Below are 25,160 nucleotides of genomic sequence, written 5' to 3'. Positions count from 1 at the left end.
CCTTGGCGATACGGGACTTTGAGACTCACGGAGTGTCCCTCCCAGGAATCGGTCTCGGGTGTCGGCTCGTGATCACCGAGCCACGGCAGAACTGTGCCTCACTCCGCGGTCCGTCCGGGAGCTGGTCTGACGTCCCATCAGCCACTGGGACGCGTCCCACGGCGCTGACCTGTGTTGTGAGACGCGTTTCCATTTGGGCGTGAGACCTCTGTGACGGAATATGCCCTTCCCCGGGCCCGAGCCGGCCGCCCGGTGCCGGCGGGGACGCAACCGGCGAGGCCTCGGGGCCTGGCTGGTGGCGGGGCGCGCTGCACGCGTTCGGACCACGCTGCCCGACGGCTGGATGCCGTTCGCGCGCTCCGACTCCGGAGACGCGAAAGTGCCGGGCGATCCCGTGGGAGGGACCGCCCGGCACTTCTCGTGCGGGGGCTGCTCAGTGCTGGTGGTCGGCGGCCGGGGCTTCGGCTTCCGCAGTGCCGACGCAGTCACCGCTCTCGTCATGCGCTGCCCCGTCGGCAACCGCCCGACCCTACCCCGCCACCAACTCGCATGACCTCACCCACAGGTCCAGCAGAAGAGTCCCAAAAGATCCTGCTCGGCACGCGAAACAGTGAGAACCCGACAACACGGATGAGACCGAGTGAGAATCCGCCAGCTGTAGTGCGACAGGACAACAGGTGTCCGGACGAGTTGTCACCAACGACAAGTTGATGACAACTCATCCGGAATATGACAGGCCTAACTGGAAACTACACGTGCGACCGGCCGGATCAGGGCCGGACGGCGCCCACGTACGGCATGGCGGAGATCGGGAGGACCTCGACGTTCTTGCCGGTTCGCGGGGCGTGGATCATCTTGCCGTCGCCGATGTAGACGCCCACGTGGTGGATGTCGGGGTAGAAGAAGACCAGGTCGCCGGGCTGGAGGTCGGACCGATCGACGCGGGCGCCGGCGTTCCACTGGTCCTGGGACATCCGGGGGAGCTTGACGTTGGCCGCGCGGTAGGCGCCGCCGGTGAGGCCGGAGCAGTCGAAGCTGTTGGGACCGGTCATGCCCCAGCCGTAGGGCTTGCCGAGCTGGGCGTAGGCGAACTGGAGGACGGTGGCGGCGCGCCCGCTGGCGGGCGGCGCCGGGGTGTTCATGTTCGGGCGCTCGGCGGAGCGGGAGGCGCGGTCGGCGGCGGCTGCCTGCTGGGCCTCGGCCTTGGCCTTCTCGGCGTTCTGCTGGGCGTTGATCTTGGCGCGGTCCTCGGCGCTCAGCTTGTTGAGCATGCCCTGGGCCTGGGCGAGCTTGGCCTGGATCTGCTTCTTCTTCTCCCCCAGCTCGGTGCCGACGGAGTCGAGCTGGGCCAGGGTGGCGGTGGCCTCGGCGCGGTCCTGGTCGAGCTTGCGCTGCTCGTTCTGGGCCTGCTTGAGCAGGGATATCTGGGAGTCGGCGAGGTGGTTCTGCACCGAGGCGCGCTCCAGGTAGGCGGCCGGGTCGGAGTCGAGCATCAGCTGAAAGGACGGGTCGATGCCGTTGGTGCGGTACTGGTCGGCGGCCACCGCGCCGAGCTGGGAGCGCAGTTCGTTCATCGCCTCCTGCCCGCGGGCGACCTTCTCCTGGATCTTGCCGGCGTCGCTCTGGAGCCTCTGCTGCTTCTCCTGGAAGCCGTTGTACTGCTCGACGGCCTGCTCGGCCTCCTCGTTGAGCTTGTCCACCTGTTCCTTGACGGAGGCCAGGCTGGGGGTGGGCTCGGCGTGGGCGGTGCCGGAGGCGAGGACGGCGCCCCCGGCCATGGCCGTGGTGAGGACCGCCAGGCGGGCCCGGCTCGGGGGGCTGGGCTTGCGGCGCTTTCCCATGGGCGGTGGGCTCTCCTTCGGGGGAATCGGGGGACGGCGAAGGCGGGCGGGAACGCACGGGGGATGACGCTCCCGCCCACCTTCTTCGAAGTAACTTAATAGATAGCGGAGGAGGTTCCGCAATCCCCCTGTTCCGGGCCGTTCCGGGCAATCGATCGTGCTCCCTGACACCGGCGTTGACCTCGCGTGCCGCCGCTCGCGGCACTCCTCGCCGTCCGCAGTGCTGAAGACGGGCCAAATCGAGGGAAAGGTCACATGCGCCGCCCCTCCTGCGGGCTTGCGAACGAGCGCTAACCTGCGGTCATGAACGTCCTGCCCGAAGGGCTCCCCCTCGCCGCCGAGTTCCCGGCCGCGCACCGCGAGCAGTGGCAGCAGCTCGTCGAGGGCGTGCTGCGCAAGTCCGGCGCGCAGCCCGCGGACGGTGCCGCCGCCGAGCGGGCGCTCACCACCGAACTCCCGGACGGGCTGCGCGCCCGCCCCCTGTACACCGCCGAGGACGCCCCGACCCCGCCCGGCTACCCGGGCTTCCCGCCGTTCGTGCGCGGCGGCCGCCCGCAGGGCTCGACCGTCGCCGGGTGGGACGTCCGCCAGCGGCACGCCGACCCGGACCGCCGGCGCACCAACGAGGCCGTGCTGGCCGACCTGGAGCACGGCGTCGGCTCGCTCTGGCTGGAGCTGGGCGGCGCAGGCCTGCCGGTGTCCGCCCTGCCCGAGGCGCTGACCGGGGTGTACCTGGACCTGGCCGCCGTGTCACTCGACGCCGGGCCCGAATTCGGCGCCGCCGCCGCGCAGTTGTTCGCCCTGTACGAGCAGCGCGAGGTCTCCCCCGGCGCCGCCGCCGGCAACCTCGGCGCCGACCCGCTGGGCCTGCAGGCCCGCACCGGCGAGACCGGGCGGACGGCCGCGCTGCTCGCCGAGGCCACCGCGCTGGCCGCCCGCTGCGCCGCCGAGTACCCGGGCGTCCGGGCGCTCACCGTGGACGCCCTGCCCTACCACGAGGCCGGCGCCTCGCCCGCGCAGGAGCTCGGCTGCTCGCTCGCCACCGGCGTCGCCTACCTGCGGGCGCTGACCGCCGCCGGGCTCTCGGTGGACGCCGCGCTCGGACAGCTGGAGTTCCGCTACGCCGCCGACGCCGACCAGTTCCTGACCATCGCCAAGTTCCGTGCCGCACGCCGCCTCTGGGCCCGCGTGGCCGAGGTGTCGGGGGCCGGCGCCGAGGCCTCGGCGCAGCGCCAGCACGCCGTCACCTCCCGGGTGATGATGACCGCCCGCGACCCGTGGGTGAACATGCTGCGCACCACCGTGGCCTGCCTGGCCGCCGGCGTGGGCGGCGCCGACGCCGTCACCGTGCTGCCCTTCGACAGTGCGCTCGGCCTGCCGGACCCCTTCGCCCGCCGGATCGCCCGCAACACCCAGTCGGTCCTGCTGGAGGAGTCCCACCTGGCCCGGGTCGTCGACCCGGCCGGCGGCTCCTGGTACGTCGAGCAGCTGACCGAGGAGCTGGCGCGGGCCGCCTGGGCCTGGTTCCAGGAGATCGAGCGGGCCGGCGGGCAGCAGGCGGCGCTCGGCTCCGGGCTGGTCGGCGAGCGGATCGCGGCGACCTGGGCGGAGCGCTCGGTCAAGCTCGCCAGGCGGCGCGAACCCGTCACCGGCGTCAGCGAGTTCCCGCACCTGGACGAGCAGCCGCTGGTCCGCGAACCGGGCCCGGCCGGGCCCGGCGGCGGACTGCCGCAGGTGCGCCGCGCCGAGGCGTACGAGGCGCTGCGGGACCGCTCGGACGCCCACCTCGCGGCCACCGGCGCCCGGCCGACGCTCTTCCTCGCCTCCCTCGGCACCGCCTCCGCGCACACCGCGCGGACCACCTTCGCCGCCAACCTGTTCCAGGCCGGCGGCATCGCGACCACCGGCGCCGAGGGCACCGACGCCGTGGCCTTCGCCGAGGCCTTCACCGCCTCCGGCGCCGCCGTCGCCTGCCTCTGCTCCAGCGACGCGCTGTACGGCGAGCACGCCGGGGCCGTCGCGGCCGCCCTGAAGGCGGCGGGCGCGCGGCGGGTGCTGCTGGCCGGGCGGCCCGGCGAGCAGCGGGCGGCCTACGAGGCGGCGGGCGTGGACGGCTTCGTGGCCGCGGGCGGCGACGCCGTCGCCACGCTGGCCGGCCTGCTGGCCGAGATCACCGGTGCGGGCACCGACACGACGAGCAGCACCGACGAGAGCAAGGTGGCGTGATGATCCCCGACTTCACCGGAATCGGGCTGGACGGCGACGCCGCCCGGGACGTCACCGACGGCCAGTGGCGGGCCGCGTGGCGCCAGGCCACCGGCAAGGACGTCGACGAGCTGGTCTGGGACACCCCCGAGGGCATCGGCGTCAAGCCGCTGTACACCGCGGCGGACCTGTCCGGCCTGGACTTCCTGGAGACCTACCCCGGCATCGCCCCGTACCTGCGCGGGCCGTACCCGACCATGTACGTCAACCAGCCGTGGACCGTCCGCCAGTACGCGGGCTTCTCCACCGCCGAGGAGTCCAACGCCTTCTACCGCCGCAACCTGGCGGCCGGCCAGAAGGGCCTCTCGGTCGCCTTCGACCTGCCGACCCACCGCGGCTACGACAGCGACCACCCGCGCGTCACCGGCGACGTCGGCATGGCGGGCGTGGCGATCGACTCGATCTACGACATGCGCCAGCTGTTCGACGGCATCCCGCTGGACAAGATGTCGGTGTCGATGACGATGAACGGCGCGGTGCTGCCCGTCCTGGCGCTGTACATCGTGGCCGCCGAGGAGCAGGGGGTGGCACCCGAGAAGCTGGCGGGGACCATCCAGAACGACATCCTCAAGGAGTTCATGGTCCGCAACACCTACATCTACCCGCCGCAGCCGTCGATGCGGATCATCTCGGACATCTTCGCGTACACCTCGCAGAAGATGCCCCGGTACAACTCGATCTCCATCTCCGGCTACCACATCCAGGAGGCCGGGGCCACCGCCGACCTGGAGCTGGCCTACACCCTGGCCGACGGGGTGGAGTACCTGCGCGCGGGCCTGGACGTGGGGCTGGACGTGGACGCCTTCGCGCCGCGGCTGTCGTTCTTCTGGGCAATCGGCATGAACTTCTTCATGGAGGTCGCCAAGCTGCGCGCGGCCCGGCTTCTGTGGGCCAAGCTGGTCAAGCAGTTCGACCCGAAGAACGCCAAGTCCCTTTCGCTGCGCACCCATTCGCAGACCTCCGGCTGGTCGCTCACCGCCCAGGACGTGTTCAACAACGTCACCCGGACCTGTGTCGAGGCGATGGCCGCCACCCAGGGCCACACCCAGTCGCTGCACACCAACGCGCTCGACGAGGCGCTGGCGCTGCCCACCGACTTCTCCGCCCGGATCGCCCGCAACACCCAGCTGCTGCTCCAGCAGGAGTCCGGCACCTGCCGGGTGATCGACCCGTGGGGCGGCTCGGCGTACGTCGAGAAGCTCACCCACGACCTCGCCGCCCGCGCCTGGCAGCACATCCAGGAGGTCGAGGCGGCCGGCGGCATGGCCAAGGCGATCGACGCGGGCATCCCGAAGATGCGCGTCGAGGAGGCCGCCGCCCGTACCCAGGCGCGGATCGACTCCGGCCGGCAGCCGGTGATCGGTGTCAACAAGTACCGGGTGGAGAACGACGAGCAGATCGACGTGCTCAAGGTCGACAACTCCTCGGTGCGGGCCCGGCAGTTGGAGAAGCTGCGCCGGCTGCGGGAGGAGCGCGACGAGGCCGCGACCCAGGACGCGCTGAACGCGCTCACCCGGGCCGCCCAGGCCGGTCCGCAGCGCGGCGGCTCACTGGACGGCAACCTGCTGCACCTGGCCGTCAACGCGGCCCGGGCCAAGGCCACCGTCGGCGAGATCTCGGACGCCCTGGAGAAGGTGTACGGCCGGCACTCCGGCCAGATCCGTACCATTTCCGGTGTGTACCGAGACGAAGCGGGCCCGTCGGCCTCCCTCCAGCGCACCCGGGACCTGGTCGAGCGGTTCGAGCGGGCCGAGGGCCGGCGGCCGCGCATCCTGGTCGCCAAGATGGGCCAGGACGGCCACGACCGCGGCCAGAAGGTGATCGCCACCGCCTTCGCCGACCTCGGCTTCACGGTGGACGTCGGCCCGCTGTTCCAGACCCCGGACGAGGTGGCCCGCCAGGCCGTCGAAGCGGACGTCCACATCGTCGGCGTCTCCTCGCTGGCCGCCGGACACCTCACCCTGGTGCCCGCGCTGCGCACCGCGCTCGCCGAGGCGGGCCGGGAGGACATCACCATCGTGGTCGGCGGGGTGATCCCCCCGCAGGACTTCGACGCGCTGTACGAGGCGGGCGCGGCGGCGGTCTTCCCGCCCGGCACGGTCATCCCGGACGCCGCCTACGACCTGCTGAAGTCGCTGGCGGCCGACCTCGGCCACGAGCTGTGAGCCGTTGATCGCATGCCTCCGCGGATGATCGACCTCGACAGCTACGTGGCGGGCGTCCTGGACGGCTCGCGCGCCTGGATCGCGCGGGCCGTCACCCTCGTCGAGTCCTCCCGGCCCGACCACCGCGCGCTCGCGCAGCAGCTGCTCCAACGGCTGCTGCCGCACGCGGGCGGGGCGGTCCGGGTGGGCGTCACCGGCGTTCCCGGTGTCGGCAAGTCGACCTTCATCGACTCCTTCGGCACCATGCTGACGGGGTCGGGCCACCGGGTCGCGGTGCTGGCCGTCGACCCGACGTCGAGCCTCACCGGCGGCTCCATCCTGGGCGACAAGACCCGGATGGAGCGCCTGGCCGTCGATCCGCACGCCTTCGTCCGCCCCTCTCCCACCTCGGGTACTTTGGGCGGCGTCGCCAAGGCCACCCGGGAGTCGATGGTGGTGATGGAAGCGGCCGGCTACGACGTGGTGCTGGTGGAGACGGTCGGCGTCGGCCAGTCGGAGACGGCCGTGGCCGGGATGGTCGACACCTTCCTGCTCCTCAGCCTGGCCCGCACCGGCGACCAGCTGCAGGGCATCAAGAAGGGTGTGCTGGAGCTGGCGGACGTCATCGCCGTCAACAAGGCGGACGGCCCGCACGCGGCCGACGCCCGCGCTGCGGCCCGTGAACTCGCGGGCGCACTAAGGCTGCTGCAGGCCCCCGACGCCGCGTGGACGCCTCCGGTGCTCACCTGCAGCGGGCGGGACGGCGCCGGGCTGGACGTGCTGTGGGAGCGGCTGAAGCAGCACCGCAAGGTGCTCGACGCGACGGGCGCGCTGGCCGCCAAGCGGCGGGAGCAGCAGGTGAAGTGGACCTGGACGATGGTCCACGACCAGCTCTACGCGCGGTTGCACGAGCACCCGGACGTACGGCGCCTGGCCCCCGAGTTGGAACGCCAGGTCCGGGAGGGCTCGCTTCCGGCCGGCCTGGCGGCGCAGCAGATCCTGGACGGCTTCTTCGGCGACTCTTAGGTCCACAAAGCACCTCGACTCGCACGCGACGTCGAGGCGCTTCGTCGTACGGTCAGGCGGAAGGTACCCGGAAGGGGACCAGGATGACGCAGTGGACTGACTACACCACAGGCGAGCGCATCAAACTTCTGCGCGGCACGGACATGACGCAGGAACAACTCGCCGAAGCCTCAGGCCTGTCGGTGGCAACGATCCGCAAGGCAGAGCGCAATCTCGGCGGCAGCCTGCAGACACTGCTGCGGATCTCCGCCGCGCTGCACACCGACGTGTCGGTGATCCTCGGCCAGCAGGCCCCCCGCCGGGCGATGCACGGCGCCGACCGGGCGATGATGCGCGAGCTGTCCCGCGTGGTCCACGACACCGCCGCCGGCGTCAGCGTCGACGTGCAGCCGCCGTCCCCGGCCGAGCTCGCGGCCGGGTCGTCCACTACCGCTACCAGTACGGGCTGGACTACACGTTCCCCGTCCCGCGCCTGGTCCTCTCGGACCTGTACCTGTTCCACTCCTTCACCGCCCCGGCCGGCGAGATCGCCGCGCACCTGCGGCAGATCGGCATGTGGCTCGACCAGGGCACGTGGCGCTCGCAGGGCGACGGCGTGTGGGCGAAGGGTGACCTGCGGGTCACCGTTACCGAGTACGACGACCACCCGCAGGACGAGCGTGCCGGGCGCCCCACGCCGGCCGGCTTCCGGTCCGTCGACCTGCGCTTCGTCTCGGAGGACTTCAAGGTTCCGCGCACCGTACGGAACCTGCCGTGGGATGTTCTCGCGGGCGGCATGCGGATCAAGGACCGGCGTGGAGAGCCGACGATCGCGCCCGACCTGACGCCGATCCTGGACTTCCTGCCGTTTCAGGTCGAGGTCGGCTGCGGCACGTCGATCGAAGCCGGTATCCCGCCGCTGCACTACCTGCACGAGGTGTACCGGGTCACCGACCGCCGCGACAACACCCTGACGCCGTCCCACGCTTTCACCCTCAGCCCCGAGGCTGACACGCTGATCCCGGAGATGCTACTCAGCGCCGACACCAAGGCGCCCGACCTGGTCGCGATGTTCCGCGCATGCTTCCTGGCCGAGCCGACGGCCGCGCACCACGCGCTCAAGGCCCTCCACACCGCCGGCTACCTGGTCGGCCCGGTGATCACGCACAACTTCGACGCCCTCTCGGCGCGGGCCGGGCTGCCCGAGGTCTTCGTCCGCCGCTATGACCAGAAGATCCCACCGGTGCCGCTGCTGCCCGAGGCCCGGGCCCTGCTGGTCGTCGGCCTGCACGCAGACCGGCGCGCGGTCCAGCAGCGCGCCCGCGAGATGGGCATGCGCATCTTCTACGTCGACCCCGAAGGGCTGGTGGAGAACGGCACCTTCAAGCCCTACCCGATCGAGGGAGCCCGTACCGGCGACGTGGTCGTACGGCAGGCCGCGATCCCGGCCCTGCTCCGGCTGTGCGAGCTGCTGAACGTCACCGCGTGACAGGACGTCACATGCCGGCCGGTTGGGCCCCACCGGGCCGGTAGCGTCGCGGGTGCGCACACGCCCGTGCGCCCCGCGACCACTCCATTCGACAAGGACCACGATGCGCGTTTCCGTGATCGGCTGCGGCCACCTCGGCATCCCCCACGCCGCCGGGATGGCCCACCTCGGCCACGAAGTCCTGGGCGTCGATCTCGACGCCGCCAAGATCGACCAGCTCAGCCGGGGCGAAGCCCCGATCTTCGAAGCCGGGCTGCCCGAACTGCTCACCAAGCACACCAGCTCCGGGCAGCTGCGGTTCACGACCAGCATCGCCGAAGCCGCCGCGTTCGCCGACGTGCACTTTCTCGCGGTTGGAACCCCGATCGACGCCGACGGCCGGTCCTACGACCCGGGGCAGCTCTTCGGAGCCGCCCGCGCGCTGGCGCCGCACCTGACGCGGCCGTGCACGATCATCGGGAAGTCGACCGTCACCGTCGGCACCACCGCTCACCTGACCCGGCTCGTGCAGCGGCTCGCCCCGGCCGGCGAAGCCGTCCACGTCGTGTGGAACCCCGAGTTTCTGCGCGAGGGACACGCCGTCGAAGACACCCTTCGCCCGGATCGGCTGGTGGCCGGGCTCACCAGCCCCGACGCCGAAGCTGTCGTGCGTGAGGTCTTCGCGCCGATCCTCGCGGACGGCTGCCCGCTGTTCGTCACCACCCCGGAGACGGCCGAGCTGATCAAGGGCGCCGCGAACACCTTCCTCGGCCTCAAGGTGTCGTTCATCAACGCCGTGGCGGACATGTGCACCGCCGCCGGTGCCGACGTGATCCCCCTGGTGCAGGCCCTCGGTATGGACCCGCGCATCGGCACCGGTGGGATGCAGCCCGGCATCGGTTACGGCGGTGGCTGCCTGCCGAAGGACGTCCGGGCGTTCACCGCCTCCGCCGCCCACCTCGGCGCCAACGACGCCGCCGAGTTGCTGAGGGCGGCCGAGCGCATCAACGAGAACCGGTCACACTCCGCCGCCGCCCTGATCGAAGCCCACCTGGCGCGGCCCCTGAACGGCGCCCGGATCGCCATGTGGGGTGCCTCCTTCAAGGCCGGCACCAACGACGTCCGCGAATCCCCCGCGCTCGCCCTCGCCTCGCTGCTGCACACCCGAGGCGCTCAGGTCACCGTCCACGACCCGCACGCGAACGCGACCGCGATCGTCCGGCACCCCGAACTCGACTACGCCGACACCACCGCCGAAGCCTCCCGCGACGCGGACGCGGTCGTGATCGGCACCGAGTGGCCGCAGTTCCGCGACGCCGACCCCGCCAACCTCCGGCCGCTGGTGCACAACCCGCTGGTCGTCGACCTGCGAAACGTCCTTGACGCCGACCTGTGGCGCGTCAACGGATGGACCGTCCACCAGCTCGGCCGGCCCCAACCCGCCAGGTGAACCCGGAAAGGAACACCACGATGGAAGATCTCTTCGACGCGATCGAGAACCTGTAGGCCGTGTGCCGCGCCGCCGGCGCCGGCCTCCCACCCGAGGAGTTGAAAGCCTTGCAGGTCGGCGAGGTCGGCGAGGAAGCGGGCGAGGCCATGCACGCCCTGCACGGTCTCAAGGGGCTCACCACCTGCACCGACGACCACACGTGGGCCGAGGTGCAGAACGACCTGACCGGCGCCGTCATCGCCGCCATGATCGCCATGCACTACGTAGACCCCGACGGCTGGCGTGAGACCTTCGCCGAGATCTTCCACCGCCGCACCCGCCGGGGCCGCGAGACGGCAGCCGCCATCTGACCCCCACTACCAGGGTGGCAGCCGTCCGGCGACGGGCGGCTGCCGCCGTCTCATCCGGCCGCGCGACGACCAACGAGGACATCACCATCGTGGTCGGCGGGGTGATCCCCCCGCAGGACTTCGACGCACTGTACGAGGCGGACGCGGCGGCCCGTGGACTCGCGGGCGCACTAAGGCTGCTGCAGGCCCCCGATGCCGCGTGGACGCCTCCGGTGCTCACCTGCAGCGGGCGGGACGGCGCCGGGCTGGACGTGCTGTGGGAGCGGCTGCAGCAGCACCGCAAGGTGCTCGACGCGACGGGCGCACTGGCCGCCAAGCGGCGGGAGCAGCAGGTGGAGTGGACCTGGACGATGGTCCACGACCAGCTCTACGCGCGGTTGCACGAGCACCCGGACGTACGGCGCCTGGCCCCCGAGTTGGAACGCCAGGTCCGGGAGGGCTCGCTTCCAGCCGGCCTGGCCGCGCAGCAGATCCTGGACGGCTTCTTCGGCGACTCGTAGCGCGGGTGCCGTCCGCTGCCCGATGTCGGCGGCGGTGCTGGGCCCGCCGGCGGGTATCCGTTGTCGGTCGTCGGGAAAAGGGGACCTCACGTGCTGCTCACAGGCCGGGTGCCTGGGAGCCGTTCAGGTACCAGAAGGGGGCGACGTACCAGATCAGGGCGATCGCGGTGACGAGGGTACCGCCGGCCAGCGGGAGTGCCCAGCCGGGCCAGCGGCGGTGCCGGACCACGATGACCTTGGCGACGAAGGCCCCGTAGAGGAAGCAGCCGGCGAGCGCGTGCAGCGCCACGCGGGTGTCGGTCAGTTGGACGCCGTAGGCGGTGATGCAGTGCCGCGCGATGGGCAGGGAGAGGAGGAAGGCGGTCAGGCCGATGAGGCGGTGCGTGGTGCGGACCCCGTGCGGTGCGGCGCGCAGTACGGGCAGGCGGCCGTACATCCACAGGGCGAGAAGCAATTGAATCAGCGCCAGGCCCAGGAGTGCGGAGCCCAGTTGGGCTTTCAGCAGCATGGCGTCGGTTCCGCGGTTTCCGAAGAGGCTGGTCTCGTAGTTGGGGGTGTGCACCCGGCCGTACCAGTAGAGGCCGGCCATCACCGCCACGGGCAGGAGAAGCCACAGGACGTCGTGGAGCCGTCGGCGGCCGGCGGGGTGAGCGAGGCCCTCCGCGTGATCACCCGCCCCCGACTCCGCAGCCCTGGACCTTGACGGCACAAGCCCGAGCTCGAAGGCCTGCCAGGTCGCGACGACGAGCAGGGTGAGCACCTCGGCGATGATGCTGAGCAAGGCCTGCGGGGCGGGCTGCAGGCCCTGTTCGGAGAACCCGAACAATCCAATGGTGCGCGATGCGGTGAACCCGGCGAGTGCCCCGATGGCGATCGCGGCAGCGGCGATCCGCAGGAGCAGGGGCGCCCCCAACAGCAGGAGCGCGGCCACCGCGAAGGCGGCGCTGGCCTGCAGCAGAAACAACAAGCCGATGACGTGGACGAAGCGGTATCCGTCGATGTAGAGCTGGGCGTGGATGTATCCGCTCACCGCGAGCACGGCGGCGAGCACCAGGCGCAGCGCGAGGGCGGGCAGGCTCCGGAGGGCCATGCGAGCTTCTTGTCCTTGCCGGCGGCCGGCGGGGTGAGCGAGGTCCTCCGCGTGATCACCCGCCCCCGACTCCGCAGCCCTGGATCTCGACGGCACAAGCCCGAGCTCGAACGCCTGCCAGGTCGCGACGACCAGCAGGGTGAGCACCTCGGCGATGATGCTGAGCAAGGCCTGCGGGGCGGGTTGCAGGCCGTCTTCGGAGAACCCGAACAGTCCGCTGGTACGCGATGCGGTGAACCCGGCGAGTGCGCCGACGGCGATCGCCGCAGCGGCGATCCGCAGGAGCAGGGGTGCCCCCAACAGCAGAAGCGCGGCCACCGCGAAGGCGGCGCTGGCCTGCAGCAGAAACAACGAGCCGATGACGTGGACGAAGCGGTATCCGTCGATGTAGAGCTGGGCGTGAATGTATCCGCTCACCGCGAGCGCGGCGGCGAGCACCAGACGCAGCGCGAGGGCGGGCAGGCTCCGGATGGTCATACGAGCTTCTCGTCCTTGACGGCCAGTGCGTGGTTGCCCTGCCAGTAGTTGACGGTGCGGATGCCGAGTGCGTCCTTGAGGCGTCCGGCGGGCAGCACCTGGGGAAGTGGGGCGGGGCCCTGGCCGGGTTTGGGGAACGGGTAGCAGGTGGGAGCGGCCGAGTGGAAGGTGATGTTGCCCTCGGTCTTGCTGAACAGTTGGTGGACGTGCCCGTTGAGGCACGTGACTGAGGAGAAGCGGCGGAACATCGACAGCATCTGCACCGCGTCGTCGGTGCCCCAACCCCAGGTCGGATACATCGCGAACAGCGGGATGTGACTGAAGATGACGATGGGCGTGTCCGACGACAGACCGGCGATGTCCTTGCGCACGAAGTCGATCTGATCGTTGCCCAAGTGGCCGAGTTGCTCCAGGTGCAGTGTGTTGACCAGCGCGATGAAGTGCACACCGTGGGTGTCGAAGCTGTACCAGCCGTCGCCGAGGGTGTTCTTGCCGAAAGCCTGTCGGTAAGCGCGTGGTCCGTCGTCGCCGATCGAGTCGTGCTCGCCCGGCACGGTGAAGACCCGGTCCGTGTCCAGCTGCGACAGCATCTGCTTGACCTGGTCGAACTGGGCGGGGGTGGAAAGGTGCGTCAGGTCGCCGCTGTGCATGACGAAGTCGGGACGGAACCCGAGGGAGTTGACCTGGTTGATCGCTGTGCCGAACGTCCCGACGACGTCCATGTTGGCCGGGCCCTGGAAGCCGATGTGGCTGTCGGAGACCTGCACGAAACGCAGGTCTGCGCTGCTTGCCGGAGCCGCGTGCGCCGAACCGGGGATATGACTGATCACCTCTCCTGCCGTGACTGTCAGGACCACGGCACCGCCGAACCAGGCGGAGTGCCGCATGAGCTGCCGGCGGGTCATGCCGTGCTCGCCGCCGCCGTCGGAGTCGGAGTCGGGTGTGGGCTCGGTCATGGGGTCACCTCCACGGTGGCGGTCATGAACGGGTGGATGGTGCAGTAGTACGGGTAGGTGCCGGGTTGGGTGAACGTGTAGCTGTAGGTGTCGTTGGTGGCCAGGGCCGCCGACTGCAGTGGCCCGCCCGATCCCTGCTTGCTGGTGACGGTGTGAGCGTCGGAGTCGGTATTGGTCCAGGTCACCGTCGTGCCCGCCTTGACCGTCAGCGTGGCCGGGGAGAATGCGAAGTTCTTGATCGTCACCGCGTTGGCGGCCGCCGGAGCGGACGGCTGGCCGCTGGTGGCTGAGGTCGAGGCCGTGGTTGGCAGTGGGCTGACCGCGACCGTACCGCTCGTTCCGGAGGCACCGGGAAATCCCGGCAGGGTCTGGCCGGGGCCGGGACTCAGCGCGCCGGCGGGGCTGGGATGTGACGATCCGCCGCACGCGCTGAGCAGTCCCAGTGCTCCGGCAACGGCAACGGCGACCAGGCACGCCGTACGAGACCGCCACACCGGCGCAGAGGAGTTCGCATTCATGGCCATCGTTCCTTCTACACGTCCCCAGCCGCACGGGACGGTGTGGTCCAGGACCGATCCGGGATCGGTCTTCTCAGGCAGATAGACGACCGCGTTACACCCGCCGGGGGATGCCGGAAGGGGATGCAACCCGGTGGGCCACGTTATGTGGGTGGGTAGCACATTCCTTGCAGCGAAACGAATTCCACAGCGAGGTCTCGTTGTTTCACCCCGGCGGCGGGCAGCGGAACAGGGCTTCGGCGTCCATACAGGTCAGGAGCAGCACGAGAGCGATGCGCGGTGTCGACCGACGCGCAGGAACGCGAGCACGACCGGGGCGGCCCCGCCGTTGTCGCCGCGGAAGGCGGCTCAGCGGCGGCCGATGGCCTGGCGGGTGCGGCGGGCGAGACGGTGGGCGCGCTGGACGGCGACGAAGCTGTGCATGGAGTCGGCCTGGGTGAGGCGGTACTTGAGGCGGAGCTGGCGGCTGAGGCCGGTCTGCGCCTCCGGGCCGATGGCCTGGAGCAGGCGGCTGACGTGCTGCTGGTAGGCGGCGCGGTAGGCGCGGTCGCCGTCCGGGACGGTCCAGAAGAACATCGGGATCTCCTCGACCAGGCAGTTGCGGTCGTAGGCGCGCAGGTACTCGGCGAAGGCGGGCTCGGGGCGGGCAAGCAGCCACTCGCGGACGAGTTCCATCGAGCGGACCCGGTCGACCAGGCCGCGCGGGTCGGTCTTCCTCTGGGTGATGGAGAGGTCGCCGTCCTCGCGCACCCGCCAGTGGTAGATCGGGTCGGCGAGCACGTCGACCCGATCGGCGAGGAAGTGGTGGGGCACGCTGACCGGAGCGTCCTCGTAGAGGATGCCCTCGGGGTACGACAGGCCGGCGCCGTCGAAGAAGGAGCGCCGGTAGACCTTGTTCCAGGCGGTGCGATCGGTGACCAGGGCGGGCAACTCGCTGACGTGGGTGCGCAGCCGGGTCTCGCGGAACGGGCGGCGGTGGCCGTGCGAGGGGCTGAGGCCGGTGGTGCGCAGCCGCAGGGCGTTGCCGGCGACGAAGTCGGAGCCGGTCTCGTCCAGTGTGCCGGTCATCAGCTGGTAGGCGTGCGGCGGCAGGGTGTCGTCGCTGTCCACGAAGGCCAGGTACTCGGTGCCGGGGGTGAGGTGGCGTCGGCCGGTGTTGCGGGCGGCGCCCAGGCCCTGGTTGTGCTGGCGGACCAGTCGGAAGCGCGGGTCCTGTCCGGCGTACTCCTCGGCGATGGCCGGGCCGCCGTCGGTCGAGCCGTCGTCGACCATGACGCACTCGAAGTCCCCAAAGGTCTGCGCCGCGATCGAGTCCAGGCACTCCTGGAGGTAGCGCTCGACGTTGTAGACAGGGACGACGAGGGAGAGACGCGGGGCCATCGCACGGCCTTTCGCACAGGAGCGGACAGGCCGGGCGGCCGTCGACCGCCGGTCACCGACAGTGGCCCGAGCATACGGACCGTACGCGGCCCGTGGGCGAACGCCGGGTTGAATCGAGCCAGTGGATCGGCACCTCAGCCGTGTCCGGCGCGAACCCGCCTTCGCGGGACGCCCCTTGGGGCACAAGGGGAAGGCCCCGGACCGCCCGACCGGTCCGAGGCCTTCCGTCACCCGCTACCGATCAGGCGGTCTTGGCCGCCGCGAAGCGTGACGAGACGTCCTGCCAGTTGACGACGTCCCAGAGCTTCTCGACGTAGTCCGGACGGACGTTGCGGTACTGCAGGTAGTAGGCGTGCTCCCAGGCGTCGAAGGCCAGCAGCGGGGTGGTGCCCTGGCCGACGTTGCCGTGGTGGTCGTAGACCTGCTCGACGATCAGGCGCTTGGCCAGCGGCTCCCAGGACAGGATGCCCCAGCCGGAGCCCTGCACGCCGGTGGTGGCGGTGGTGAGCTGCTTGTGGAAGGCCTCGAAGCTGCCGAAGTGCTCGGTGATGGCGTCGGCCAGCTCGCCCTCGGGGCGGTCGCCACCCTCCGGGGAGAGGTTCTGCCAGAACAGGGAGTGCAGCACGTGGCCGGACAGGTGGAAGGCGAAGGTCTTCTGCAGGCCGACCAGGCCGCCGAACTGCTCCTTGTCGCGCGCCTCGGCGAGCTGGTCCAGGGTGTCGTTCGCGCCCTTGACGTAAGCGGCGTGGTGCTTGGAGTGGTGCAGCTCCAGGATCTCGGGGGACATCGCCCGCTCGAGCGCGGAGTAGTCGTACGGCAGGTCGGGAAGCGAGTAGGTGCCCATCAGGACACGGCCCCTTTCGGCGGGTTGAACGGTGGTGATCGTGCCGGGACAACACTATTGCGTATGACTTGCAGGAACGAAGTATGGGCTCCTGCTTATTCCGTACGTCTCGTCGGGCACAATGGTCACCGGAAGATGTAATGAGTGACAAGGGTGAGTGGCTGTGACCGGATCGCCGGTGGTGCTGGGGATCGAGTCCTCCTGCGACGAGACCGGCGCGGGCCTGGTCCGGGACGGCGTGCTGCTCGGACAGGCGGTGGCGTCGTCGATGGACGAGCACGCCCGCTACGGCGGGGTGGTACCGGAGATCGCCTCCCGGGCGCACGTGCACGCGATGACGCCGGTGGTCCAGGAAGCGCTGGAGCGGGCCGGACTGACGCTCAAGGACGTCGGCGCGGTCGCGGTGACGACCGGTCCGGGGCTGGCGGGCGCCCTCCAGGTCGGGGTGGCCGCCGCGAAGGGCTACGCGTTCTCGCTCGGCGTCCCGCTGTACGGGGCGCACCACCTCGCCGGGCACGTCGCCGCCGCGACGCTGGACGGCGGGCCGCTGCCGAACCCGTGCGTGGTGCTCATCGTCTCGGGCGGGCACACCTCGCTGTTGCTGGTGCGCGACCTCACCCGCGACCCGATCGTCCACCTCGGCGACACCCTGGACGACGCGGCCGGTGAGTGCTTCGACAAGGTGGCCCGGATCCTGGGGCTCCCCTACCCCGGCGGGCCGGCCATCGACCGCGCGGCGCGAGCGGGAGACGCGGCCGCCGTCCGGCTCCCCCGGCCGCTGACCGGGCCGCGGGACGACCCGTACGCGTTCTCCTTCTCCGGGCTGAAGACCGCCGCCGCCCGCTGGGTGGAGGCACAGCGGACGGCCGGCGCCGAACCCCACGTCCCGGACGCGGCGGCCGCGCTGCAGGAGGCGATCGCCGACGTGCTGACCCGCAAGGCGGTGCGGGCCTGCACCGACCACGGGATCGGCACCCTGGTGGTGGTCGGCGGGGTCGCGGCCAACTCCCGGGTGCGGGCGCTGGCCGAACGGCGCTGCGCGTCGGCCGGGATCGCGCTGCGGGTGCCGCCGCTGCGGCTCTGCACGGACAACGGGGCGATGGTCGCGGCGATCGGCGACCTGCTGGTCCGCGCCGGGGCCGAACCGGCTCCGGCGGACCTGTCGGTGGATCCGTCGGCGCCGTTGGAGTTCGCGACGCTGACGCCGCTGGTGCGTGCCGCTGCCGCCTGACGGCACGTCCGATCAGACGACGGCCCGGCAACGGTTAGGTCTCGCCGGTCGAAAATCCGTTCCCGGATCTTCCCTCCACGTTACTCCGTGTGCCATTTTACATGTCACACATCAGGTGCTCGTGTGCCCCAACCGCACGACGACCCTCAACAGCCCCGGAGGCCCCCACAGATGCGTCCCTTCCGGATATCCACGGCCCAGGCGCGCAGATTGCCCGCGCTTGGCGCCGCCTTCTTCCTCGCGCTCGGGCTGTTCGCGCCGCAGGCCCACGCGGCCGACGCCCCGTCAGCCGTCCCGGCCCCCACCGCCAAGGCGGCCGCGCCGCGCTCCGTCCCCGTGCCCAAGTCCCCCGACACGCCCAAGGACGCGCGCCCGCTCGCCTCGGACGCCCAGGCCAAGGCCACCGCTCCGGCGGCGGGCAGCGCCACCGGCGCCCACGCCGACGCCAAGGCCGCCAAGCAGCTCTCGGCCGCCGCCGCCTGCGATGTCTCCGCCTTCACCGGCAACTCCGGTGCCGCGCTGGTCCAGCAGGTCAAGGCCGCCGGCCTCGACTGCGTCAACACGCTGTTCAACCTGACCGGCAACGACGCCAAGGCCGCGTTCAACGAGGCGCAGATGGCCACCGTCGCCAACGCCCTGCGCGACACGTCCGCCGCCTACCCCGGCGACGACTCCACCTCCGTGGGCCAGTTGGTCCTGTTCCTCCGCGCCGGCTACTACGTGCAGTGGAACCACGCGGACGTGGTCGGCCCGTACGGCACCACCCTGCAGACCGCCATCCGCGGCGCCCTGGACGGCTTCTTCGCCGCCCCGCACAGCAAGGACGTGACCGAGGCCAACGGCGCCACCCTCGCCGAGGCCGTCACCCTGATCGACAGCGCCCAGGAGAACGCCCGCTACACCGGCGTCGTCAAGCGCCTGCTGACCGACTACACCGGCGCCTGGACCGGCTCGATGGCCACCGCCGTCGCCAACACCAAGACCGTCATCGAGCGCGGCTTCGACCTCCCCGCCTTCACCGCCGCCCTCCAGGCCGACCCCTCCTTCGCCACCACCATGGCGTCCTTCGTCACCCGCAACAGCGCCCAGCTGAACGGCTCCGACCTGGTCACCTCGATCGGCATCCAGATCGGCAACCTGGTCGCCGTCGACGCGCTCAAGGCCCAGGGACGGCCGATCGTCAAGGACCTGGTCAACCGCTACCCGCTGGTCGGCAACACGGGTCCGCTCACCATGAACCTGGTCTGGTTCGCGGAGAAGAAGGACACCGGCAACTGCGCCTTCTACGGCACCTGCGACCTGCCCACCCGGCTCGTCCCGCTCGTGCTCACCGTCGACCACACCTGCAACGCCAACCTGCGCATCCGCGCCCAGGACATGACCGCGCAGCAGCTCGCCGACACCTGCACCAGCCTGATCAACGAGGACGCGTTCTTCCACAAGGTGGTCAAGGACAACGGCCCGGTCGCCAACGACAACAACACCAGCCTTGAGGTCGTCGTCTTCGACGACTACTACAACTACAGCCTCTACGCCTGGGAGATGTACGGCATCGCCGTCGACAACGGCGGCATGTACGAGGAGGGCGACCCGGCCAAGGCCGGCAACCAGGCCCGCTTCATCGCGCACGAGGCCTCCTGGCTGCGCCCCGCCTTCCAGATCTGGAACCTCAACCACGAGTACACCCACTACCTCGACGGCCGCTACGACTTCTACGGCGACTTCGACGCCGGCATGACCACCCCGACCGTCTGGTGGGTCGAGGGCCTCGCCGAGTACGTCTCGTACAGCTACCGGGGCGTCCACTACGACGACGCCGTCGCGCAGGCCGCCAAGGGCACCTACGCGCTGAGCACCCTCTTCGACAACACCTACGACAACTCCGACTCCACCAAGGTCTACAACTGGGGCTACCTGGCCGTCCGCTACATGCTCCAGTCGCACCCGCAGGACGTCGACGCGCTGCTCGCCAAGTACCGCGTGGGTGACTGGAACGGCGCCCGCACCCTGCTCAAGACCACCATCGGCACCAGGTACGACGCCGACTTCGCCACCTGGCTCAAGGCCTGCGGCGCCGACAACTGCGGCTCGCTGCCCACCGGCCAGGCCCCGCTCTGCACCGCCGGCGACACCCGGCAGTTCGACAAGAACTGCCGCCGCGACGGCGTCGCAGCCACCACCGGCAACTACAGCTACAGCTTCCTCAACCTGCCCGCCGGCGTGAAGCAGCTGACCATCACCACCAGCGGCGGCACCGGCAACGCCGACCTCTACTACAACGGGGGCGCCTGGGCCACCACCGGGTCGTACCTGGCCAAGTCCGCCAACGCGGGCAACGGCGAGACCCTCACCATCACCAACCCGCCGTCCGGCTGGGTGTACTTCAGCCTCTACGCCCAGCAGGGCTTCGGCGGCGTGACCGTCACCACGACGTACAACTGAGCGCCGACGCACGACTGACCGCCATGACGCACAACTGAGCACCGACGCACCAGGAGGGCCCCGCGGCGACGCGGGGCCCTCCCCCTTTCTCCGGCTACCCCGCCGCCCAGGTGACCACCGGCGGGCGGACGGCCGCGCACAGCGGGTGCCCCTTGGCGTCCGTCAGCCCGAGCCGGGCCACCAGCAGCCCGGTGCCCACGGCCTCCTCGACAGTCGCCCGGTCGACCGCCGCCAGCAGCAGCTTCGCCCGGCGGAACAGCGTCCCGGCGCCGGACGGCCACGTGGATGTCCCGGTACCCGGGGAACCCGGGCCCGGTGCCGCACTCGCGCCCCGGCAGGTCGGTGGCCTCGATCCTCAGCTCCATACCACGCATGGTCCCCCACCCGCGTCTCTCCCGGTCCCCCCGCCGTGATTCCTCCGCCGCGAATCGCCGGAAAAGGTTATAACGATTTGCCCATCGAATAGGCCGTCAGTGTTGCGCAAAGAGTCGGACATCTGTTGTCGGAGGGGTGTCAGAGAGACCCCTTTTCGGTTAAGGTCCAGAGACAGGTGAAGCCGTTCGGCCTTCCGGATCGGAATGCCGAATTTCACCGACAGCGCGGCCACACCCGTTAGCCGTGCCTGCAATCCCGAGATTGGAGAAGCCATGAAGAAGATCAAGGCGCTCGTGAAGAAGTTCAAGAAGGACGAGGACCTCGCCAACCACGCGTGGATCCTGCACGTGATCTGACGCACCACGGTCGGCGGAGGCAGCGGCCAAGCCATTGCTGCCTCCGCCGGCGCCGCAGAGTGCCCCGACCTCCCTCCGCCTTCCCCGGGAACCGCATTTCATCGCCGTTCCATGGAGGCGGGATTCTCGTGGAAGAAGTGGAAGAAATGGCGCCGACAGTGGTTCGCAACCATTCCGTCGTGTACGCCCCGCGAATTCAGGACCTGCTGACCCGGGAAGAGAAGGTATTCCGGATCGACGCGACCACGGTCGGCGTCTCCGATTGCCATCTGATGGCCGAGATCGTCGCGGCGCGCCCCGTGCTGTCGACGGAACGCTCGGTCTACAAGCCCGCCGCAGGCGCCGACATCCACCACGACAGCGCGACCCGGACGATCCGCGCGCTGGGGCAGGACGTCATGGCGGGCATCCGGAACCCGCCGCCGCCGGCGCGCGGGCTGTCCGGCGCCTGGCCCTACGCATCCACCTCCTACCTTCGCCGGTGGCTGTTCTCCTCCGACCCCCTGCCGGTCTCCCTGCTGTCGAAGCGCGGCATCACCCGCTCCGACACCCTCTCCCGGATCGTCGACCACGCCGTCACCGTCTGGCCGGGATCCGGCCCTGACGGCAGTTCCACCGCGCTGGCCGAGCTGATCCGCAACGCCTCCGGCACCCTGGAGCGGAAGCAGGCCATCGCCATGTACCGGCGGGCGACGGCCACCCTGTGCGACGGCGTGGCGGCCCTGGCCGGCAACGCCCTGTGGCTCATGGGACCGGCGCGGGAGCAGGAGGAAGCCCGCGCCGACCTCACCCCGGTCCTGTGGGAGACCCTGCGGCTGCTCCCGCCCGCGTGGATGCTGTACCGCAAGGGCGGGGACGCGTACACCGAACTGCATCCCGAGATCCGCCCCGAGGACAACGTCGCGCTCTTCCCGCTCCTGATGCATCGTCATCCCGACTACTGGACCGACCCGATGGAGTTCCGGCCCGAGCGGTGGGCCGGGGTCGCGGACCCGGAGAAGACGCCCGGGTTCATGCCGTTCGGGTTCGACGGCGCCCGCTGCTGGGCCAAGCACCTGATCGTGCCCCTGGCCGAACGCCTGCTGACCGCCGCCTTCGACAACCGGCTCGTCATCCGCAGCCCGCGGCAGGACGCGGAAGTCCCCCTGCGCTCCCTGCTCTCCGTACGGTTCGAGGCCGAAGCCGGAGCCTGACCTGGGGGCCGACGCTTCCGGCCGCGCGCACCGAACACCCTGACACCACGGGAACCACCATGGAATCGCCCACGCTGGCCGGCTGGGTCGGCGACGTCAAGACCTTCACCGGCCGCCAGTGGCAGCGCGAGCCCGCGGTCTTCACGCCGGAGACCCTCGCCGCGCCGTTCGACCTCGACGCGTTGGACGCCGCCTTCGACGGCGGACTGCTGCGCACCCCCTACCTGGAGATGGTCCGCTCCAACAAGGTCACCGTCCCGCCCGCCGCCTACACCACGTCACGCGTGGTCAACGGCACGACGTACGACGGCTTCGCCGACCGCGCGAAGGTCGTCGAACTCCTGCAGGCCGGGGCGACGCTGCTCCTGCGCTGCGTCGACCAGTGGCACCGCCCGACGGGCGATCTGGTGGCGCGGTTGTCCGAGGAACTCGACCGGCGGGTGGAGGCGTTCTTCTTCGTCACGCCCGCCGGCGGTCAGGGTCTCGCGGTGCACCGTGACGACGCCGACGTGTTCGTCCTCCAGGTGGCCGGACGCAAGACCTGGTACGTCCACGACGCCCCGACGGTCGCGGACTGGTCGCCGGGAGAGCTCCCGGACGACGAGCACTCCCCGCGGCTCCTGCACAGCGTCCTCGAACCCGGCAGCGTGCTCTACGTCCCACGTGGCTACGCCCACCGCGCGGTGGGCGCCGCCGGACTGTCCGCCCACCTGTCGCTGACGATCCGCGACATCTCCCTCCAGGACCTGCGCACGGCCCTGGAGCAGTGCTTGTCCGAAGGACTGGACCTCCCGCCGCGCCCGCTGGGCGAGGCCGCGATCGCCGACGCCTGCGCCACGCTGCTCGGCCACGTCCGGGCGAAGCTCGACACGATCGAACCGGAGGACGTGCGGCTCGCCGCCCGGGCCGCGCAGACGCGGCGACCGGTCGCGATGCCTCAGGCGCATCCGCAGACGCTCGCCGAGACGGCCCGGAACTGGGAGACCGACGGGCCCGGCGCCAGGCTCACCGGGCTGGCATCCGTCGGCCGCACCTGGCGCAGGCTGCGCGGCGGCGCGGAACGCACCGCGCGCTGACGCACAGTCACCGCGTGCCCGGGCTCCGCACCGTCCGGTCCTGATGTCCCGGACGGTGCGGAGCCCCCTGCACGCGCGGACTCCTAGGCCGGGACGGCCCGGTCGCGCTGGAGGTCCAGCAGTTCGCGGAACAGTCCGTCCGGGCGGGCCGCCAGCTCCGCCCAGGTGCCGGTCTGCACGATCCGGCCCTGGTCCATCACGATCACCCGGTCCGCCACCGCCGCGTTGGCGATGTTGTGGGTGACGAGGAGGGTGATCCGGCCCGGGGCGAGGGCGCGCAGGGCGTGCAGGATGCGGTGCTCCGCGCGCGGGTCCAGGTCCGAGGTCGGCTCGTCCAGGATCAGCAGCCCCGGGCTGCGCACCGTCCGGTACAGCGCCCGGGCCACCGCCGCCCGCTGCCAGCCGCCGCCGGACAACTCGGCGCCGCCCCACCAGCCCTGGGCCAGCAGGGTGCGCCAGCCCGAGCGCAGCCGGGACACGACCTCGTCGAAGCCCGTCCGCTCCGCCGCCCGCTCCACGTCCGCCATCACCTGCTCGGTGACGTGCCCCAGGTGGACGTTCTCGGCCGCGCCGAGCGGCCAGCGCGCGAACTCCTGCGGCACCCGGGCCACCCGCGACCACATCCCGTCCGCGTCCAACTCCTCCACCGGCACGCCGTCCCAGCTGATCCGGCCGGACTGCGGCAGGTAGAGGCCGGACAGCAGCTTCAGCAGCGTCGACTTGCCGCTGCCGTTCTGGCCGATCACCGCCACCACCTCACCGGCCCGCAAGGTCATGCTGACGCCGCGCAGCGCCGGATCCTTCTGCTCGCCCGGATAGGTGTGGCCGAGGTCCGCGACCTCGACCAGCTGCGGCGCGCCGGGCACGACCTGGCCGCGCCGGATCCGGTGCCCGCCCGCCTCGTCCAGGAAGGTGAAGTAGTCGTCCAGGTACAGGCCCATCCGGTACAGCCGGGCGCCGTTGCCGACCAGGCCCTGCAAGCCGGACGAGGCCGTCCGCAGCGCGAACGTCGCCGTGCCCGCGGCCGCCAGGTCGATCCGGCCGCTCGCCACCAGGTAGAGCAGCGTGCCCCAGATCAGCGCGCTGCCCGCCCCCGTGCCCAGCGCCGCGAGCAGGGACACCTTGGCCGCCTCCCGGGTCGCCCGGTCCGTGGCCGCGACGATCTTCGCCTCGGCCCGGCGGTACTTGGCCATCAGGAACGGTGTGACCTGGTCCGAACGGACCTGGTCGGCCCGGGTCTTGTCGATCAGGAACCAGCGGTACACGCGCAGCGCGCCACGGTCCTCGTTGGTGGCCACCGCTGCCAGGTAGTGGATCCGGGCCGTCCGGACGGCCGCCACCGCGGTCGGCACCGAACCGAGCAGCAGCAGCGGCACCAGCCACGGGTGGAGCGTCGCCAGGACGCCCGCGGCCGCCGCCAGCGAGACCGTGGAGGCGATCACGTCCTGGGCGTTGGAGAGGAGGTCCGGCGTGGTCGAGGCGCCCCGGTCCGCCGCCTCCCACTGCTCGTTGTACGCGGGTTCGTCGTACGCCTTCAGCTCGGCGGCGCACCCGGCCGCGATCAGCGCCAGCTCCGCCTCCCGGGTGATCCGCGGCGACACCCGGCCGGACAGGCCGACCACGGCGATCCCCAGCACGGCCCGCAGTCCGGCGGAGACGGTCAGCAGGAGCAGCGACGGCGCGGCGGTGTGCAGGTGCTCCCCCACCGGGCCCGCCACCAGCAGCGCGCCCAGGGTACCGGTGGTGGCGTACAGCGCCAGCGCCCCGAACACGCCCGCCAGTGCCTGGCAGACCAGCAGCAACCCGGTGGACGTCCGGTCGGCCGCCCAGGCCAGCGCCAGCGCACGGCGCACCAGGTGCGGCAGGCGGCGCAGCATCGCGCTCGCCGACATCGAGGCACCGGCCTCGGCCCGGCGGTCGCCGGGGAACCGCAGGTGCAGCTCCTCGTCGTGCTCATCCTCCTGTCGTGGTCGGGGCATCTCCGGTTTCGCGATCTGCTCGGACACAGCGCTCCCTGCTCCCTCGTACGGCGGCCGGTGGCCGGTAGCCGGTGGCCGCAGCGGATCCGCACGCGGGCAGCCCTCAGCGCCGGGTGGGCGTGGTGGGGCGGCAGCGGTGCCGATGGGCACGCTGCGAAGGGAGGGCTGCCGGTGCGGACCCCGATCCTGGCAGCGGTCCGCGGGGCCGTCCGGCGTGTCC

At 71.3% G+C, this 25,160-nt stretch carries 20 protein-coding genes and 1 pseudogene; 13 read left to right on the top strand and 8 right to left on the bottom strand.

What is annotated here, in order from left to right:
* Positions 1-770 precede the first annotated feature (770 nt).
* On the bottom strand, positions 771-1,841 hold the full coding sequence (locus tag P3T27_RS20535) for a C40 family peptidase (protein WP_280680536.1): 1,071 nt from the start codon (positions 1,839-1,841) through the stop codon (positions 771-773).
* Between the two features lie 303 nt (positions 1,842-2,144).
* On the opposite strand from P3T27_RS20535, the gene P3T27_RS20530 reads away from it, so the two are divergent.
* The 8 genes and pseudogenes from P3T27_RS20530 to P3T27_RS20495 all read left to right on the top strand — a co-directional run bounded on the left by P3T27_RS20530 (position 2,145) and on the right by P3T27_RS20495 (position 11,023).
* Positions 2,145-4,067, top strand: a complete 1,923-nt coding sequence (locus tag P3T27_RS20530; protein WP_280680535.1) for a methylmalonyl-CoA mutase family protein — start codon at positions 2,145-2,147, stop codon at positions 4,065-4,067.
* Entirely contained in the window at positions 4,067-6,271 is a 2,205-nt protein-coding gene (scpA, locus tag P3T27_RS20525) for a methylmalonyl-CoA mutase (RefSeq protein ID WP_280680534.1), read from the top strand. Before P3T27_RS20530 ends, scpA begins: the two co-directional genes overlap by 1 nt.
* A gap of 12 nt (positions 6,272-6,283) precedes the next feature.
* On the top strand, positions 6,284-7,276 hold the full coding sequence (gene meaB, locus P3T27_RS20520; protein WP_280680533.1) for a methylmalonyl Co-A mutase-associated GTPase MeaB: 993 nt from the start codon (positions 6,284-6,286) through the stop codon (positions 7,274-7,276).
* A gap of 83 nt (positions 7,277-7,359) precedes the next feature.
* Positions 7,360-7,533: pseudogene (locus P3T27_RS20515) on the top strand (helix-turn-helix transcriptional regulator); the annotation flags it as partial.
* A 296-nt stretch (positions 7,534-7,829) separates the two neighbouring features.
* Complete coding sequence (locus P3T27_RS20510) at positions 7,830-8,744, top strand: hypothetical protein (protein WP_280680553.1); 915 nt, start codon at positions 7,830-7,832, stop codon at positions 8,742-8,744.
* A 103-nt stretch (positions 8,745-8,847) separates the two neighbouring features.
* Positions 8,848-10,173, top strand: coding sequence for a UDP-glucose/GDP-mannose dehydrogenase family protein (locus P3T27_RS20505; protein ID WP_280680532.1), 1,326 nt, complete (start codon positions 8,848-8,850; stop codon positions 10,171-10,173).
* Positions 10,174-10,232: 59 nt separating this feature from the next.
* Positions 10,233-10,523 carry a MazG-like family protein gene (locus P3T27_RS20500; protein ID WP_280680531.1) on the top strand — a complete coding sequence of 97 codons (291 nt, stop codon included), beginning with the start codon at positions 10,233-10,235 and terminating at the stop codon, positions 10,521-10,523.
* Positions 10,524-10,609: 86 nt separating this feature from the next.
* Positions 10,610-11,023, top strand: a complete 414-nt coding sequence (locus P3T27_RS20495) for a hypothetical protein (RefSeq protein WP_280680550.1) — start codon at positions 10,610-10,612, stop codon at positions 11,021-11,023.
* Between the two features lie 97 nt (positions 11,024-11,120).
* Here the strand turns inward: P3T27_RS20495 and P3T27_RS20490 are convergent, their stop codons facing one another.
* From P3T27_RS20490 to P3T27_RS20470, 5 genes are all read right to left on the bottom strand, one after another.
* Complete coding sequence (locus P3T27_RS20490; RefSeq protein WP_280680530.1) at positions 11,121-12,590, bottom strand: DUF6529 family protein; 1,470 nt, start codon at positions 12,588-12,590, stop codon at positions 11,121-11,123.
* Complete coding sequence (locus tag P3T27_RS20485) at positions 12,587-13,546, bottom strand: metallophosphoesterase (RefSeq protein ID WP_280680529.1); 960 nt, start codon at positions 13,544-13,546, stop codon at positions 12,587-12,589. The genes P3T27_RS20490 and P3T27_RS20485 overlap by 4 nt, the downstream gene beginning before the upstream one ends.
* Positions 13,543-13,857 (bottom strand): cupredoxin family copper-binding protein, encoded by a 315-nt coding sequence (locus P3T27_RS20480; RefSeq protein WP_280680549.1) that lies wholly within the window; start codon positions 13,855-13,857, stop codon positions 13,543-13,545. Before P3T27_RS20480 ends, P3T27_RS20485 begins: the two co-directional genes overlap by 4 nt.
* Before the next feature lie 555 nt (positions 13,858-14,412).
* Positions 14,413-15,444, bottom strand: coding sequence for a glycosyltransferase family 2 protein (locus tag P3T27_RS20475; RefSeq protein ID WP_280680528.1), 1,032 nt, complete (start codon positions 15,442-15,444; stop codon positions 14,413-14,415).
* 241 nt (positions 15,445-15,685) lie between these two features.
* On the bottom strand, positions 15,686-16,288 hold the full coding sequence (locus P3T27_RS20470) for a superoxide dismutase (RefSeq protein WP_280680527.1): 603 nt from the start codon (positions 16,286-16,288) through the stop codon (positions 15,686-15,688).
* 178 nt (positions 16,289-16,466) lie between these two features.
* On the opposite strand from P3T27_RS20470, the gene tsaD reads away from it, so the two are divergent.
* Positions 16,467-17,519, top strand: coding sequence for a tRNA (adenosine(37)-N6)-threonylcarbamoyltransferase complex transferase subunit TsaD (gene tsaD / locus P3T27_RS20465; RefSeq protein WP_280680548.1), 1,053 nt, complete (start codon positions 16,467-16,469; stop codon positions 17,517-17,519).
* Positions 17,520-17,729: 210 nt separating this feature from the next.
* On the top strand, positions 17,730-19,961 hold the full coding sequence (locus P3T27_RS20460; protein WP_280680526.1) for a M9 family metallopeptidase: 2,232 nt from the start codon (positions 17,730-17,732) through the stop codon (positions 19,959-19,961).
* A 94-nt stretch (positions 19,962-20,055) separates the two neighbouring features.
* Here P3T27_RS20460 and P3T27_RS41015 read toward each other — a convergent pair whose 3' ends face one another.
* A complete protein-coding gene (locus P3T27_RS41015; protein WP_348534117.1) occupies positions 20,056-20,196 on the bottom strand; it encodes a DUF5990 family protein in 141 nt (46 codons plus the stop codon).
* A 343-nt stretch (positions 20,197-20,539) separates the two neighbouring features.
* Between P3T27_RS41015 and P3T27_RS20450 the strand changes: the two genes are divergently transcribed.
* The 3 genes from P3T27_RS20450 to P3T27_RS20440 all read left to right on the top strand — a co-directional run bounded on the left by P3T27_RS20450 (position 20,540) and on the right by P3T27_RS20440 (position 22,961).
* A complete protein-coding gene (locus P3T27_RS20450; protein WP_280680525.1) occupies positions 20,540-20,692 on the top strand; it encodes a hypothetical protein in 153 nt (50 codons plus the stop codon).
* Positions 20,693-20,871: 179 nt separating this feature from the next.
* Positions 20,872-21,885 (top strand): cytochrome P450, encoded by a 1,014-nt coding sequence (locus tag P3T27_RS20445; protein ID WP_280680524.1) that lies wholly within the window; start codon positions 20,872-20,874, stop codon positions 21,883-21,885.
* 59 nt (positions 21,886-21,944) lie between these two features.
* Positions 21,945-22,961 (top strand): cupin domain-containing protein, encoded by a 1,017-nt coding sequence (locus P3T27_RS20440; RefSeq protein WP_280680523.1) that lies wholly within the window; start codon positions 21,945-21,947, stop codon positions 22,959-22,961.
* An 83-nt stretch (positions 22,962-23,044) separates the two neighbouring features.
* Here P3T27_RS20440 and P3T27_RS20435 read toward each other — a convergent pair whose 3' ends face one another.
* Entirely contained in the window at positions 23,045-24,967 is a 1,923-nt protein-coding gene (locus tag P3T27_RS20435) for an ABC transporter ATP-binding protein (protein ID WP_280680522.1), read from the bottom strand.
* Positions 24,968-25,160 lie beyond the last annotated feature (193 nt).

Origin of the sequence: Kitasatospora sp. MAA19, assembly GCF_029894125.1 — a bacterium.
Lineage (GTDB): Bacteria > Actinomycetota > Actinomycetes > Streptomycetales > Streptomycetaceae > Kitasatospora.
Note: the sequence above shows the minus strand (reverse complement) of the source record. Positions and strands in the feature narration are given on the sequence as shown.

Coding starts and splice junctions, on each gene's coding strand:
- P3T27_RS20440 (WP_280680523.1), top strand. CDS start 21,945: ATGGAATCGCCCACGCTGGCCGGCTGGGTCGGCGACGTCAAGACCTTC.
- P3T27_RS20490 (WP_280680530.1), bottom strand. CDS start 12,590: ATGACCATCCGGAGCCTGCCCGCCCTCGCGCTGCGTCTGGTGCTCGCC.
- P3T27_RS20470 (WP_280680527.1), bottom strand. CDS start 16,288: ATGGGCACCTACTCGCTTCCCGACCTGCCGTACGACTACTCCGCGCTC.
- P3T27_RS20475 (WP_280680528.1), bottom strand. CDS start 15,444: ATGGCCCCGCGTCTCTCCCTCGTCGTCCCTGTCTACAACGTCGAGCGC.
- P3T27_RS20535 (WP_280680536.1), bottom strand. CDS start 1,841: ATGGGAAAGCGCCGCAAGCCCAGCCCCCCGAGCCGGGCCCGCCTGGCG.
- P3T27_RS20450 (WP_280680525.1), top strand. CDS start 20,540: ATGCCGAATTTCACCGACAGCGCGGCCACACCCGTTAGCCGTGCCTGC.
- P3T27_RS20505 (WP_280680532.1), top strand. CDS start 8,848: ATGCGCGTTTCCGTGATCGGCTGCGGCCACCTCGGCATCCCCCACGCC.
- P3T27_RS20530 (WP_280680535.1), top strand. CDS start 2,145: ATGAACGTCCTGCCCGAAGGGCTCCCCCTCGCCGCCGAGTTCCCGGCC.
- P3T27_RS20510 (WP_280680553.1), top strand. CDS start 7,830: ATGTGGCTCGACCAGGGCACGTGGCGCTCGCAGGGCGACGGCGTGTGG.
- scpA (WP_280680534.1), top strand. CDS start 4,067: ATGATCCCCGACTTCACCGGAATCGGGCTGGACGGCGACGCCGCCCGG.
- P3T27_RS20485 (WP_280680529.1), bottom strand. CDS start 13,546: ATGACCGAGCCCACACCCGACTCCGACTCCGACGGCGGCGGCGAGCAC.
- meaB (WP_280680533.1), top strand. CDS start 6,284: ATGCCTCCGCGGATGATCGACCTCGACAGCTACGTGGCGGGCGTCCTG.